General features: G+C 43.8%; 15 protein-coding genes. 6 read left to right on the top strand and 9 right to left on the bottom strand.

What is annotated here, in order from left to right; translation table 11 throughout:
• Positions 1-88: 88 nt before the first annotated feature.
• From EBI00_RS13300 to EBI00_RS13280, 5 genes are all read right to left on the bottom strand, one after another.
• Positions 89-718, bottom strand: a complete 630-nt coding sequence (locus EBI00_RS13300; protein WP_241557040.1) for a protein-methionine-sulfoxide reductase heme-binding subunit MsrQ — start codon at positions 716-718, stop codon at positions 89-91.
• A 1-nt stretch (position 719) separates the two neighbouring features.
• Positions 720-1,712, bottom strand: a complete 993-nt coding sequence (gene msrP, locus EBI00_RS13295; RefSeq protein ID WP_123096428.1) for a protein-methionine-sulfoxide reductase catalytic subunit MsrP — start codon at positions 1,710-1,712, stop codon at positions 720-722.
• 84 nt (positions 1,713-1,796) lie between these two features.
• The gene (gene pssA, locus EBI00_RS13290) at positions 1,797-2,564 is read right to left on the bottom strand and encodes a CDP-diacylglycerol--serine O-phosphatidyltransferase (protein ID WP_123096427.1); all 768 of its coding nucleotides are present in this window, start codon (positions 2,562-2,564) and stop codon (positions 1,797-1,799) included.
• Between the two features lie 27 nt (positions 2,565-2,591).
• Entirely contained in the window at positions 2,592-3,875 is a 1,284-nt protein-coding gene (gene hemL, locus EBI00_RS13285; protein ID WP_123096435.1) for a glutamate-1-semialdehyde 2,1-aminomutase, read from the bottom strand.
• 270 nt (positions 3,876-4,145) lie between these two features.
• Positions 4,146-4,574, bottom strand: a complete 429-nt coding sequence (locus EBI00_RS13280; RefSeq protein ID WP_123096426.1) for an Lrp/AsnC family transcriptional regulator — start codon at positions 4,572-4,574, stop codon at positions 4,146-4,148.
• Between the two features lie 78 nt (positions 4,575-4,652).
• On the opposite strand from EBI00_RS13280, the gene yjeH reads away from it, so the two are divergent.
• The 3 genes from yjeH (at position 4,653) to EBI00_RS13265 (ending at position 7,738) form a co-directional block, all read left to right on the top strand.
• Positions 4,653-5,999 (top strand): L-methionine/branched-chain amino acid transporter, encoded by a 1,347-nt coding sequence (yjeH, locus tag EBI00_RS13275; protein WP_241557039.1) that lies wholly within the window; start codon positions 4,653-4,655, stop codon positions 5,997-5,999.
• 95 nt (positions 6,000-6,094) lie between these two features.
• Positions 6,095-6,607 carry an S-ribosylhomocysteine lyase gene (luxS, locus tag EBI00_RS13270; protein WP_123096425.1) on the top strand — a complete coding sequence of 171 codons (513 nt, stop codon included), beginning with the start codon at positions 6,095-6,097 and terminating at the stop codon, positions 6,605-6,607.
• A gap of 246 nt (positions 6,608-6,853) precedes the next feature.
• Positions 6,854-7,738: a DMT family transporter gene (locus EBI00_RS13265; RefSeq protein WP_123096424.1), complete on the top strand. Its 885-nt coding sequence runs from the start codon at positions 6,854-6,856 to the stop codon at positions 7,736-7,738.
• Here the strand turns inward: EBI00_RS13265 and EBI00_RS13260 are convergent.
• The 3 genes from EBI00_RS13260 to EBI00_RS13250 form a co-directional block, all read right to left on the bottom strand.
• Positions 7,735-8,172: an Lrp/AsnC family transcriptional regulator gene (locus EBI00_RS13260; protein ID WP_123096423.1), complete on the bottom strand. Its 438-nt coding sequence runs from the start codon at positions 8,170-8,172 to the stop codon at positions 7,735-7,737. The two genes, EBI00_RS13265 and EBI00_RS13260, sit on opposite strands and share 4 nt — an antisense overlap.
• Before the next feature lie 77 nt (positions 8,173-8,249).
• Positions 8,250-8,741, bottom strand: coding sequence for an acetolactate synthase small subunit (gene ilvN / locus EBI00_RS13255; RefSeq protein WP_123096422.1), 492 nt, complete (start codon positions 8,739-8,741; stop codon positions 8,250-8,252).
• A gap of 1 nt (position 8,742) precedes the next feature.
• Positions 8,743-10,455 (bottom strand): acetolactate synthase 3 large subunit, encoded by a 1,713-nt coding sequence (locus EBI00_RS13250; RefSeq protein ID WP_123096421.1) that lies wholly within the window; start codon positions 10,453-10,455, stop codon positions 8,743-8,745.
• A gap of 452 nt (positions 10,456-10,907) precedes the next feature.
• On the opposite strand from EBI00_RS13250, the gene EBI00_RS13245 reads away from it, so the two are divergent.
• Both EBI00_RS13245 and queG read left to right on the top strand, forming a co-directional pair.
• Positions 10,908-11,168, top strand: a complete 261-nt coding sequence (locus EBI00_RS13245; protein ID WP_123096420.1) for a hypothetical protein — start codon at positions 10,908-10,910, stop codon at positions 11,166-11,168.
• Between the two features lie 60 nt (positions 11,169-11,228).
• On the top strand, positions 11,229-12,302 hold the full coding sequence (gene queG / locus EBI00_RS13240; RefSeq protein WP_123096419.1) for a tRNA epoxyqueuosine(34) reductase QueG: 1,074 nt from the start codon (positions 11,229-11,231) through the stop codon (positions 12,300-12,302).
• Positions 12,303-12,330: 28 nt separating this feature from the next.
• On the opposite strand, the gene EBI00_RS13235 is transcribed toward queG, so the two are convergent.
• The gene (locus tag EBI00_RS13235; RefSeq protein WP_123096418.1) at positions 12,331-13,188 is read right to left on the bottom strand and encodes an acyl-CoA thioesterase; all 858 of its coding nucleotides are present in this window, start codon (positions 13,186-13,188) and stop codon (positions 12,331-12,333) included.
• 173 nt (positions 13,189-13,361) lie between these two features.
• Between EBI00_RS13235 and moaA the strand changes: the two genes are divergently transcribed.
• A complete protein-coding gene (gene moaA / locus EBI00_RS13230) occupies positions 13,362-14,375 on the top strand; it encodes a GTP 3',8-cyclase MoaA (protein WP_241557038.1) in 1,014 nt (337 codons plus the stop codon).

Raw genomic sequence — 14,375 nt, 5'->3', positions numbered from 1 at the left:
TGATACTTCGTTCAACTTACTTACTTTTGTAAGTGCAAACTCTTGTTTGCATCGTTCTCCGTGTCAGTGGAGGCGTATAGTACAGTCTTTATTTTTTAGCGCAAGCATTATTTTTATTTTTTCCAATAAAATTCTTAAACACTGGTAGAGCCGCTATTTTAATAGCCAACAGAGGGACTAATAGTACAGAAAAGTAGACCGCCAATGAGATATCGTCTTTAACTTGCCACCATAGGTGCGCCATCACAGCAATTGCAGCAAGGTACATAGAGCGATGAAGTGGCTTCCATTTCTTACCTAACCTTCGCATCATTGATCTTGTACTTGTAGTGGCCAAAACCAACATAACAACTAACGCTAAGCTACCCATATAAATATATGGCTTTTCAACTAGATCAGAACTTATCCAAGTCCAACTCAAACCAGCAAATAATACCAAGTAAATTACAAAATGAAGTAAAGCGTAAAAGAAGGCTGTCAAGCCAATGAAGCGACGATAGCGATTGATAAACCTAAACGCCTCTATTTTACCAACCAATGTCATAGCCATGACCGCGACAACAAAAATGGACGCCCAAATACCGCTCAATCTCATCAACAACTTACCAGGATCGGGGAAGTACTGCCCCAACAATAAGGAGATAAACATCCACAAAAACGGCAAAGCAAACAAAACCAGAATAAACGGCTTTTCTCTTCTATCCCAGAACCCTGCCATATTAATAAAACCTTTTCAGGTCCATACCTGCATACAATGACCCAACCTCTTCTTCGTAGCCATTAAACATTTTTGTTTCAATGACATTAGGAAATAGAACACCACCGGGTAAACGCCGCTCTTGTTTTTGCGACCAACGAGGATGGTCCACATCAGGGTTAACATTTGCATAAAAACCGTATTCTTGCGGCGCCAACATACTCCATGTAGTTTTAGGCATGGTTTCTACAAAACGGATAGTAACAATCGACTTGATACTTTTGAAACCATACTTCCAAGGGAGAACCAGACGCACTGGCGCACCATTTTGGTTTGGTAAAATACTGCCGTACATACCAACAGCCAAGAAGGCTAGTGGATTCATTGCCTCATCAATACGCAAGGCCTCACGATATGGCCAATCTATCCCTCCCCCTTTTTGACCTGGCATTTGTTTTGGATCATACAAGGTTTCAAAATACACATACTTTGCGTTTGAATTAGGCTCAAAACGTTTCAAGATAGTCGCCAAAGGTACACCAACCCAAGGAATGACCATTGACCAAGCTTCAACACACCTAAGTCGGTAGATGCGCTCTTCAAGCAAGGACTCTCTTATAATATCGTCTAAATCAAAAACACCTGTTTTTCCCGCCTCACCTTCTACCGAAATAGTCCATGGCGTCGTCTTGAAGCCCGATGATTTGTCTTTAGGGTCACTCTTGCCATAACCAAACTCATAGAAATTATTGTAAGAAGAAGCCACATCGAAGGGAGAGATCTTCTCTTCTTTTCCATAAGGGGTTTCTATGATGTTTTTAAATGATGTCGCAATATTATTGGAGGGAGATAAAGGGTTACCTTGCTGTAGAGCCGCTGAAACTTGACCAATTCCCCCCACGCCCAAAGCAACACCGCCAGTCACTTTCATGAATTGACGACGATTGAGGTAAATGGAACGGTCTGTAATTTCGGATTCTGTGCAGTCGGACGATTTCTTATTACGAATTAGCATAACGCATCCTCTTTTTCTGATACTGTAAGTGACAAGAGGATGCGCTGGTAGTTCAACAAACAACGTGCAAATACTATTAATGTACTAGCGCAACTGTTTAAAAACAGTACCCAATGGCCCCCAGAGTCCGTATAGACAAAACACTGTCATCAACACAAAGGCTGGCTCTAATGCCACAAAAACCAGAGCCAAAACCGCAATCAATAAGACAACAAAAGACACTTTTCCTTTTAAATCTAGATCCTTAAAGCTTCGATACTTAACATTGCTCACCATTAAAAGACCGATAATTGGCATTAATAAAGCCATTAATGTAGCCAGACTTTCGCCCGACACACCTTTATCGCTCGCAACCCAAATGATACCTGCCACTATCGCTGCCGCCGCTGGACTTGGCAATCCAGTGAAATAACGCTTCTCCTCTATACCTACCATGGTATTAAAACGCGCCAACCTGAGCGCAGCACCTACCGCATAAATAAACGCGGCGATCCAACCTACCTTGCCAAGTGGCGCTAATGACCACGAAAAAGCCACCAAGGCTGGCGCTATACCAAAAGACACCATATCTGAAAGCGAATCGTATTCCGCGCCAAAGGCACTTTGTGTATGAGTCAAACGCGCAACACGACCGTCTAAACCATCCAAAACCATTGCGATAAAAATAGCGACGGCCGCATTACTAAAATTGCCATTCATTGCTGCAACGATAGAATAAAAGCCTGAAAATAACGCGGCTGTTGTAAATAAATTTGGTAAAAGATAAACCCCCTTGTGAGGTTGTTTTCTTTCATCATGATTATCTACTTCAGCATCATCTGATTTCACATCATTGAGATCATCTGTCGGCATACTTAAACCTTCTTTGTAAAAAATAGATTACGTTAGCTTAGCAAAAGAGCGTTTTGCAGCCGCGATCGTATAGTCAATGTCTTCTTCCGTATGAGCTTGAGAAATAAAACCCGCTTCAAAAGCGGCTGGCGCTAGATAGATGCCTTCTTCTAGCATGTAATGAAAGAAGGCTTTAAAACGGGAAAGATCACAACGCTGGACCTCAGCAAAACCTGTCACGGCCTCAGCCTCGGTAAAAAAGAAACCAAACATACCACCAACGCTCACCACACAAAACGGCACCCCTGCTTCGTCTGCCGCCGCTTTTAACCCAGTAACCAATCGCTCTGCTTTTGCACCCAGCGTTTGATGAAATCCTTCCTCGCTGATTTTATTCAGCACCGCCAAACCGGCTACCATAGCAACGGGATTTCCAGATAGGGTTCCCGCCTGATACACAGGTCCAAGTGGAGAAATGCATTCCATAATGGCTCGCTTCCCACCAAAAGCACCTACCGGCATACCTGCCCCAATCACCTTACCCAAGGTAGTTAAATCTGGAACAATACCAAAGTGTGCCTGAGCACCACCGAGCGCGATACGGAATCCCGTCATTACCTCATCAAAAATGAGGACTGCACCTGATTCGTCACACACTTCTCGCAATGTTTCGAGAAATCCCTCAACAGGTAAAATACAGTTCATATTGCCCGCAACAGGCTCAACGATAATACAAGCAATTTGATCACCCATATCCGCGAAGCACTGTTTTACCTCTTCAATATCGTTGTATTGTAATGTGATAGTATGTTTGGCCAAATCCGCTGGCACGCCAGGAGAGTTGGGTACACCTAAGGTCAAGGCACCGGACCCCGCTTTTACTAACAAGGAATCTGAATGGCCGTGATAACAGCCTTCAAACTTCACTATTTTATCGCGCCCTGTGTAGCCGCGCGCTAGGCGAATGGCACTCATTGTTGCTTCTGTGCCCGAGTTCACCATACGGACCATATCCATGGAGGGAACCAGCTCACAGACCTTCTCTGCCATAGTAATCTCAACTTCCGTCGGAGCCCCAAAACTCAAACCAAAATCAAGCTGCTGTCTAACCGCATTTAAAACATCTGGGTGATTATGACCTAAGATCATGGGCCCCCAAGACCCTACATAATCAATATAGCGATTCTTGTCTTCATCATAGACATAAGCACCTTCACCACGCTGAAAAAAAACGGGCGTACCGCCTACACCATTAAACGCACGAACCGGAGAGTTAACGCCTCCTGGAATACGATGTTGAGCTCTTGCGTACAAATCTTCTGATCGACTCATATTGTCAAATATCCTATCAATAATAATGTTATTCATCTTCGTCGAGAGTCAGCTCCTTGTGTCACTAGCCAGACAGCATTAAACAAACTAAATGCCTGACATTGGAGTCTTTTCTAGTATGACCTCGAACTCTAAACCACAGCTTTTTCATATTCAGTGCAGTTTAACACATCAGCGTGGAATCTTTTACCTACACAAAGCGAACACCTACAAACGGGCATAAGCTTTCCAATAATCCTGGCTAAAATACATTCAAAGACCGACGATTGCTTACCAGCGATCCAATCGATTAGCCAAACACATGTGCGTTACCACTTTATCGAGATTTGGCCAGAGATCTATTTCCCCTCGAATCACATTTAAACGCGTCATTGAACTGGCCTGGACAAGGAGCAGTAGGTCTAAATCTCCACTAATAGAATGAGCCAACTTCACCTCTGGGATCGCATCGATTAAAGGCTGAACAAGATCACACGATAAAGGTCTGAATGTTAGCGCAAGATACGCCGTTACCCCTTCAGACTTGGAAATCGACGTATGGGCGTGATAACCCGTGATAGTACGATTGTCTTCCATTCGACGAATTCGCTCTGTGACAGCAGAACGAGACAAGTTCACCTGCCGACTAATATCCGACACAGAGAGTCGTGCGTCTTCTACTAATAGGGCTAAAATTTTTTGATCATAGTGATCTGGCACCCTGCTTTCCTCTCTCACTAAACATAATTCAAATTGCTGGTCATACCGACAAAATGCGCTCGAATAAGGACAGTTTGTATGAGGTATTCTTCTTGCGGTTATCTTATCCTTAGCCACAACAAAAAACAGCTGGATAAAGGCAAACAAATGACACAATACCAAAAAACACTTGGTCCCATTCAAGGCATGGCAATGACGGTGACAACCTTTATTGGTACTGGGCTAATGATATTACCTGCCATGTCTGTGACACAGGCGGGTTCCTTTGCTTTTTATGCGTGGCTTATTACCGCCGTTATGATCATTCCAATTGCGTTGATATTTGCGCTGCTTGGGGCTAGATACCCCTCTGCGGGGGGTGCATCACATTACATAGGCCGAGCATTTGGGTCACGCTATGAAAAAGCTGTGGGCTGGTTGTTTTTGAGTATTTTACTAGTCGGCCCGGCGGTGGCTATTAAAGTTGCTGCGGCATATTTGGCTATTATCTTTAAAACATCCGATCAATGGATCCTTGTATTTAGTTTAATAACGCTAGCCGGGATGCTCGTCTTCGCAATTGTTGGCATGCAGACGTCCGCTCGTTTCCAAACCGGCATCGTTCTAGTGATGATTGCGACCATTTTATGGCTTTGCTTTATTGGCGACATCCAAGCCACCAGCCAAGTAATAGAATCGCCTGTCACACGCTCTGAATGGCAGCAAACCTTGTACGCGACAGGAGTTATCTTTTGGTGTTTTTTAGGCATAGAGGTAATGGCCCACATGGGTGCTGAGTTTAAAAACCCGGCTCGCGACTTTCCTATCGCATTACTTGGCGGCATCACCATCGTCATTCTAGCTTATCTCAGTTTGGTACTCTTAATTGCTTGGCATCATACTTATGGCGATGAAGTGACAAACAGCCAATCCTTAGCACTTTTGGTCAGTAAGTTAATGGGAGAAACCAGTAGCCGAGTTTTTGCCGCTGGCGCTTATATTATTGCGTTCGCCAATGTCGCCATTTACATATTGGGATTTTCTCGTATGGTCCAATCTATGGCACAACAAGGCGCACTCCACAAAACCTTTATCGGTCTTAATAAAAACGGCGCACCAGAAAAGGCCGTCTTATTGGTTGGCGTGATTACTTTGTTATCTATTCTGTTTTCAGAATTGTCAGGCTGGAAAATGGCATGGTTTATCGAAATGACGAACGGCAGCTTCCTGATCATCTATACACTGACCTGCATCGCCGCCATAAAACTGGTTAATCGAACTGCACAGGTGTTGGCTATGGTGGCCTTATTGAGTTGTGGCTTTATGGTGTTTTTTATCGGGAAAAGTATGTTTTTTGCCATGATAGTATTTTGTCTAGCACTGCTTTACGAATACATGAAAGCACCCAAGAGCCCTGTAGAAGAATCTAATCTTCATATACTCTAAACTTCCTGTACTCCAAACTTCCTGTACAATAACCCCATTGCCATCATGACTGATCAAGCAACGGCCGTTCGTTGCACACTTGTAGGAGAATTTATATGCCACTATTAGACAGCTTTCGTGTAGACCACACTCGCATGGATGCACCCGCGGTTCGCGTAGCCAAATCTATGTCGACCCCTAAAGGGGATGACATCACAGTGTTTGACCTACGTTTCTGCGTGCCAAATGAAGAGATTCTTTCTGAAAAAGGCATTCACACCTTGGAGCATTTGTTTGCTGGTTTTATGCGTGATCACTTAAACAGCGACAATGTAGAAATCATCGACATCTCGCCTATGGGTTGCCGTACTGGCTTTTACATGAGCTTAATCGGTACGCCTTCTGAAGAAAAAGTCGCAGCTTCTTGGAAAGCCGCCATGGAAGACGTATTGAAAGTAAAAGCAAAATCTGACATTCCAGAACTGAACGAGTATCAGTGCGGCACTTACGAAATGCATTCCTTAGAAGAAGCACAAGACATTGCCAAAATGATTCTAACGCGTGACGTGAAAGTAAACAGTAATGAAGAGCTTTATCTAAGCGAAGAGTTCTTAAAAGAACACAGCTAAAACAGACATTGCGGATTGTTTCTAAAAAGGTGACCTTGGTGTCACCTTTTTTTCGTTCACAGTAGACTGGTTCACTAGAGCCAGAGCAAGGCTTTTGAATCTAAGCTAAAAAGATAACTTTTCCTTTTTTTCAAAAGCGATCAGCCTATCATCCTTATCCATTACACTGTTTTTGAAGACAGAGCCACCCTAAAATTCTCTTTGTTTTATTAACAATATTTTCAACCTAATCAATGAGAAATAAGCATGACAACTTCACATGGTTTTTTATGGCTAACGGCCATTATTTGGGGCTTCGCCTTCGTAGCGCAAAGTGTAGGAATGGATTCATTAGGCCCTTATAGTTTCAACGCAGCACGCTTTACTTTAGCCGCACTATCAATGCTGCCACTGGCTTACCTATTTGAAAGACACAGAAAAGCCGATTTTGTTTTAACCATTCAAGCTGGCACTATCGCTGGCGTCATTCTATTTCTAGGAGCAACGTTGCAACAAGTTGGTCTACTTTATACCACAGCCGCCAACGCAGGATTTATCACGGCCATGTACATGCTATTTGTCCCTATTATCAGTTTATTTTTAAAGCACACTATAGCGAGAAATACATGGTTAGGGATTATATTGGCATTAATTGGCCTATATATACTGACTATAGGCCCTAATCTATCTCTTCAAAAAGGCGATGGCATTGAACTTATTGGAGCATTTTTTTGGGCTGGACACGTTTTAGTTGTAGGATTCTATTCTCGGAAAGTACCAATTATTAGCTTCTCAATAATCCAACTGGTCATCGTGGCGATCTGCTCTTGGATCATGGCTCTGAGTTTTGAACAGCCCACTTTGCAAGCAATACAGCTTAGCTGGCTCCCTCTTGTCTATGCGGGTATTGCTTCATCTGCCATTGCATACTCACTGCAGACTCTTGGGCAAAAGAAGGTCGCACCTAGCTCAGCAGCGCTTATTTTATCCACAGAAGCCGTATTTGCAGCCATTGGTGGCTGGTTACTCTTGAGTGAAGCCTTGTCTAGTCGTGAACTGGCAGGATGCGCATTGATTTTTGTCGGTATGATGGTGAGCCAATGGCCGACTAAACACTTAAAATCCGTCGCTCCCGTTGCTCCTGCTAATTAATTCACATTTAGCGGTACACTTCTTTCGATAGGTTGTGCCAAGACCATCATGGTACGTGTATCGCTTAAATCAATAAGCCTCTCCAATAACTCGTCCAACTTCGACATTGAGGCAACAGCAACCCGCAACACAAAAGCCGAAGGGCCTGTTACATTAAAACAATCAACTACCTCATCCAAGCCCATCACTAAGGCTTTAAATTCTCGCTCTTTAGCTCGGTAGACCTGACACTCAACCAATGCGGTGATCGGAATCCCGATCTTTTCAAGGTTAATTTTTGCCTTATAGCCAGTAATGATGCCTGACTCTTCTAATTTACGAACTCGCTCAGCCACCGCTGGTGCCGTTAGATGGACCAATTTACCTAACTCTGCAAACGTTAAACGACCGTTTTCTTCCAGTAATTTAAGTAACTTCCAATTCGTTTTATCCATTTGATACCTTTCAATATCCTGAATTTACCCAAAAAAAAACCGCGAGAAATCGCGGCTTTAGTCTTTTTACTAAGCAACTAGAGCGACAGTGTCTTTTCACCGCGAGCAATACCAGAAACACCAGTACGAACCACTTCAAGCAAATGAGCACCACCCAAGGCTTGAATAAATCCATCCAACTTGTCTGATTCACCAACGATTTGAATCGTATAAATAGACGGTGTCATATCAACAATATTACCACGGAAGATGTCTACCGTACGCTTCACTTCAGCACGTTGAGCACCGGTTGCACGCACTTTCACCAACATCAACTCACGCTCAATATGCTGACCTTCGGTCAAATCCACCAGCTTAACAACGTCGATTAGCTTATTAAGCTGTTTGGTTATCTGCTCAACAACTTGGTCGGAGCCATACGTTGTTAGAGTCAGCCTCGACAAGGTAGGATCATCTGTGGCCGCTACGTTCAAGGATTCAATGTTAAAGTTACGCTGTGAGAACAAACCAACTACTCGCGACAAAGCACCTGGCTCGTTTTCCATCAATACAGAAATAATGTGTCGCATATTAGGTTCGCTCCGTCTTGCTCAAGAACATATCACGCATAGAACCGCGAGGCACTTGCATTGGATACACATGCTCATCTGGATCTACGTAACAATTAATGAAGACCAACTGATCTGTCATTGCAAACGCTTCTTCCATCTTGGCATCGAGTTCTTCTTTGGTTCGAATCTCAACGTATTTGTGGCGATAAGCATCCATTAGTATTTTGAAATCCGGCAAGGAATCCATATAAGAATTCGAGTAGCGGCCTTCATAGTTCATGTCTTGCCATTGGCGAACCATGCCCAAATAGCCATTATTCAAACACAATATTTTCACGGGCAGTCCGTACTGCAAGCAGGTTGAAAGCTCTTGAATATTCATCTGAATACTGCCTTCACCGGTCACACACACAACCGTTTCTTGAGGGAAGCTCATCTTCACCCCCATCGCGGCAGGTAGACCAAAGCCCATAGTGCCAAGACCACCTGAGTTAACCCAACGGTTTGGCTTGTCAAATTTATAATATTGTGCAGCAAACATTTGATGCTGACCCACATCAGACGCTACATAAGCATCGCCTTTAGTAGCACGCCAGCAAGCTTCAATCGCTGCTTGAGGCTTGATCTTGTCACTGCTAGTGTCATATCGACCACCGTGTACCAAGCGCCATTCGTTAATTTGTTTCCACCAGCCAGCCAAAGCCTCTGTATTTGAACTTTGTCCTTCCACCAAAGAAAGCATCTCTTCTAACACCTGACCAACTGGACCAACAATTGGCACGTCTGAACGAATGGTTTTAGAGATGGCTGCCGGGTCTATATCGATATGGATAATTTTTGCACTAGGGCAAAATTTATCTGGATCATTAGTAACACGATCATCAAAACGGGCACCAACAGCAAGAATGACATCACTATGATGCATGGTCATGTTCGCTTCATAAGCACCATGCATACCCAACATGCCAACAAACTGTTTGTCTGTACCAGGGTAGCAGCCAAGCCCCATCAAAGTATTGGTGACCGGCACGTTAAGAGATTTAGCAAGTTTAATCAGTAAATCAGAAGCGCCACCCATAATGACACCACCGCCCGCATAAATAATCGGACGCTTTGCGGCAAGCAATAGATCGACTGCCTTCTTGATCTGACCACTATGACCTTTTGTAGGCGGTGTATACGAACGAATCGACACAGATTCTGGGTATTTGTATTCGTATTTATCACCCGGCATAGTCATGTCTTTTGGCACGTCGATCACAACAGGACCAGGACGACCAGTACTGGCAATATGATAGGCCTTCTTCATGATCATAGGAATTTCAGAAGGATGCTTCACCGTGAAACTGTGTTTCACAATCGGCCGAGAGACACCTATCATATCCGTTTCTTGGAAAGCATCTTCACCGATCAAATAGCTCATGACCTGACCACAGATGACCACCATGGGGATCGAATCCATGTACGCGGTTGCAATACCGGTAACCGTATTGGTCGCGCCAGGGCCAGAGGTGACCAGAACGGTACCCGCTTTGCCCGTCGCACGCGCATAGCCATCCGCCATGTGCGTTGCCGCTTGTTCATGCCTAACCAGAACATGCTTTACATCAGACTGACGATGCAAGGCATCGTAAATATGAAGCGCAGCGCCACCTGGATAACCATAGATATATTCAACTCCCTCATCTTTGAGGAAGCGGGCGATCATTTCACCACCGGATAATAACTCCACCTTGTTACCCTCTATAAGTATTTATCTGTCTTTAAAAATTAGTTAGGGTCATTGTAACCCCATAACACAGATAGATTAAAGTTGATAAAACGAAGTTTGCTAAACTAACTGAGGTAACTTTTAAAAATACAGAATATTTAGATAAAAGTCGGAAACACTCAAACGCAAGAATTCGCAGTTGTTACACTGCCCGCGTTTTTTCGCGAGGGGAAAGCATAATGTGGCAGTATCGCGCCAGACTATACTTGTGCTTATCAGAACTAGGCTGATGAGATGGGCTAGTGGCCCACAGTTTAAGACATTATCGACGGGGTATTGTCGAATTTAAGTAATTTCATTTTGTCTATACCCTTAGACTAAGTCAATACAAAGCCTGCAAAATATAGATAAAAACTTGCTCTAACAAACACTTCATGGTGTTATAGCGAGATAATTTGACTAGGAGTTTTACCATGGCTAATGAGCATAACAAGCAACGTGTAATTGACGAGTTTTTACGCTGTTTTCGTAAAATGTTGATGGATCCTCAGCTTGCTGGTGACTTAGTACGTATCGCTAAAGAAAATATCAATGACCAAAATGCCTATCAGCGTATTGCTGAAGAAGTATCAAACCAAACAACGATCAAAATCCAAGAAGAGCACACAGAGGCGGATCGCATGTTTATCAAACTCTTGATCGACGTCGTCAAAGGTGACTCTCAGTTATACTAGTTTTTCATTTTCTCACACTAGGCTACAAGTTAGCCTAGTGTCTGACGTTTTGGTATCCACTTGCTTCCTTCGTTTTTATCCAGCCCTGATGATCTAAATTCGCTTGTTGATGACATTAAGTCTTGGGCTATAGATCTTGGCTTTGCCGACGCTCGCGTTGTCGAGCCAGACCTTGCACAGTACAAAGACGAATTTAATCAATGGCTTAATAACCAATATCACGCTGGAATGGATTATCTTGCCAACCATGGCGACATGCGCTTTTATCCTGAGCAATTACACCCAGGCACTCGCCGTGTTATTTCCCTACGTATGCACTACCTTCCGCAATCGGTTGCCACCGTCGAAAGATTACAAACCAAGCATAAGGCCTATATTGCCCGCTATGCCTTAGGCCGTGACTACCATAAATTAATTCGTAAACGCCTTACTCAACTAGCCAAGAAAATCGAAGAAAAAGTGGGCGACCATGGCTACAGAGCCTTCGTGGACAGCGCCCCTATCTTAGAAAGACAAATTGCCGAGCAAGCCGGCATGGGCTGGATTGGCAAAAACACCTTATTATTGACCCCCAAAGCTGGCAGCTGGTTTTTGTTGGGTGAGATATTCACCAATCTTCCCCTCCCTGTCGACAAACCCACTGAAAGCAGACACTGCGGAAGCTGTACCGCGTGCTTAACCCAATGCCCTACTGACGCTTTTGTTGAACCTTGGGTTTTGGATGCGGGAAAGTGCATTTCTTATCTCACCATTGAGCATAAGGGTCCAATCCCTGAAGAGCTGCGTAGTAAAATGGGCAATCGAATTTTTGGTTGCGATGATTGCCAGCTAGTTTGTCCTTGGACTAAGTTTGCTAAATACACTGAAGAAGACGATTTTCAACCTAGACATAATTTAGATTCAGCCAACCTAATCGAATTGTTTGAATGGGATGAAGCCACCTTTTTAAAAAATACCGAAGGCTCACCTATTCGCCGAACTGGCTTTGAAAATTGGCGCCGAAACATCGCTGTTGCTCTTGGCAACGCACCAACCAATCAAGCCACCATACAAACATTGCAAAGCGCGCTCCCTCACTCTTCTGAGTTAGTGAAAGAGCACATTCTATGGGCGTTAAAACAACATGACCGTTGAAAAAGCAAATTGGGGCGACAGCGCAAGGTTAACGTGAATAACGTAATAAACCTTCCTGAGCGGTTGATGCAACCAATTCGCCTTTGCGATTAAAAATCTGACCTCTCACAAACCCTCGTGACGCGCTGGCAGATGGAGAATCGGCCACGTACAGCAACCAGTCATCCAATCTAAACGGGCGATGAAACCAAATCGCGTGATCCAGGCTGGCAATATTCAAGCTTGGGTGGCCGATAGAAATACCATGGGGCATCAAGGCGGTTTCAATAAATCCGTAATCTGTTGTGTAAGCCAACATAGACTGATGCACCAAAGAATCATCAGGGAGAGCCGAAACACTGCGGATCCACATATGTCGTTTAGCAATGCCAGGGCGAGGACGGAACGGGTTTTGATTCTCAACAATACGATATTCTATCGGCCTATCAGCCGTAAACAAATCACGAATCTTCGCAGGGATCTCGTCCGCGTGTTCTCGATATAAAGACAACTCAGACTTAAAAGATTCAGGGCCCGGTACATTCGGCATCGCCTCTTGGTGGTCTAATCCTTCCTCCGTGATGTGAAAAGATACCGTCATCGCTAAGATACTTTTACCAAACTGAGAAGCGATCACTCGCCTAACACTAAAACTGCCGCCATCTCTAATCACTTCAACGTCATATTCGATAGGGTGAGCCGAGTCTCCGGGCCTTAGAAAATAACAATGCAATGAATGTGGAAACCGTCCTTCAACTGTTTGCGTCGCTGCACTCAGCCCCTGCCCTATCACCTGACCACCAAATAGTTTTGGAAAACCGATGTCTTGACTGCGACCGATGAACTGAGTCTCAGATACTCGCTCTAACTTTAATAGATCAATTAGATGATTGACCACTCGACTCATGACTTTCTCCCGTTAAATACATACTCTGATTATGCCGCTATTTATACCGCGTCTAAAATAAGAAATCTTTATGAGGATCAAAAACGAACATTTTTTGCCTAAATCTTATTCGGACTTTGCTAATTCGTTGCTTTTTTGTTTTTATGGACGACTATTTTGTGGGGACTTTCTTCTTGGCTACTTCCGCGTTAATTGACCCATTTGGTCGTAAAATTGATTATTTACGCATTTCCGTCACGGACCGATGCGATTTTCGTTGCACTTATTGCATGGACGAAGAGATGTCTTTTTTGCCCAGAGAGCAGATTTTGTCTTTGGAAGAGATTGTGTTTGTGGCAAAAACCTTTATATCCATGGGCACCAAACGCATCCGCATTACCGGTGGTGAGCCTCTAGTCCGTAAAAATATTTTATGGGCCATAGAGCAAATAGCCAAAACAGAGGGTCTGGAAGAATTGACCATCACCACCAATGGCTCTCAACTTCATAAAATGGCACAGGATCTACTCAACGCAGGCGTCTCACGCATCAATATCAGCTTAGACACACTAAAAGCGGATCGTTTTCTTGCCCTTACCCGTAGAGATAAGTTCCAACAGGTCGTTCAAGGTATCGACGCTGTCAGTAAGCTACCATTTAAACGTTTGAAAATTAACAGTGTCATGCTGAAAGGCCATAACGACGATGAACTGTACGATCTGGCTCAGTTTGCTCTAGATCGAAAAATGGACATCAGCTTTATTGAAGAAATGCCACTTGGTATTATCACCGACCATAATCGTGCCGCCACCTATTTATCCAGTGACGATGTAATAAACACACTAAGCCAGCATTTTGAGCTGACACCAAGCACTATGACCACCAGCGGTCCCACTCGCTACTATCATGTGGCCGGATCTGATCACAAGATTGGCGTTATTTCACCTCATAGTCATAATTTCTGCAGTACTTGTAATAGAATAAGATTGACTGTCGAGGGTCGTTTGTTACTTTGCTTAGGCAACGAACATTCAAAAAACCTGAAACATATCATTCGCCGCGAACACAAAGACTTAACCATGCCAGAAGCTTCGATAAAATTGCAAAGCGCGATTATTGAAGCGCTCGCACTTAAACCTGAGAAACATCACTTTAATCTCGATGAAACGCCACAAATTTTACGTTTCATGAGCGCTACCGGAGGATAA

Origin of the sequence: Marinomonas hwangdonensis (assembly GCF_003721245.1) — a bacterium.
Classification (GTDB): Bacteria; Pseudomonadota; Gammaproteobacteria; order Pseudomonadales; family Marinomonadaceae; genus Marinomonas; species Marinomonas hwangdonensis.
Note: the sequence above shows the minus strand (reverse complement) of the source record. Positions and strands in the feature narration are given on the sequence as shown.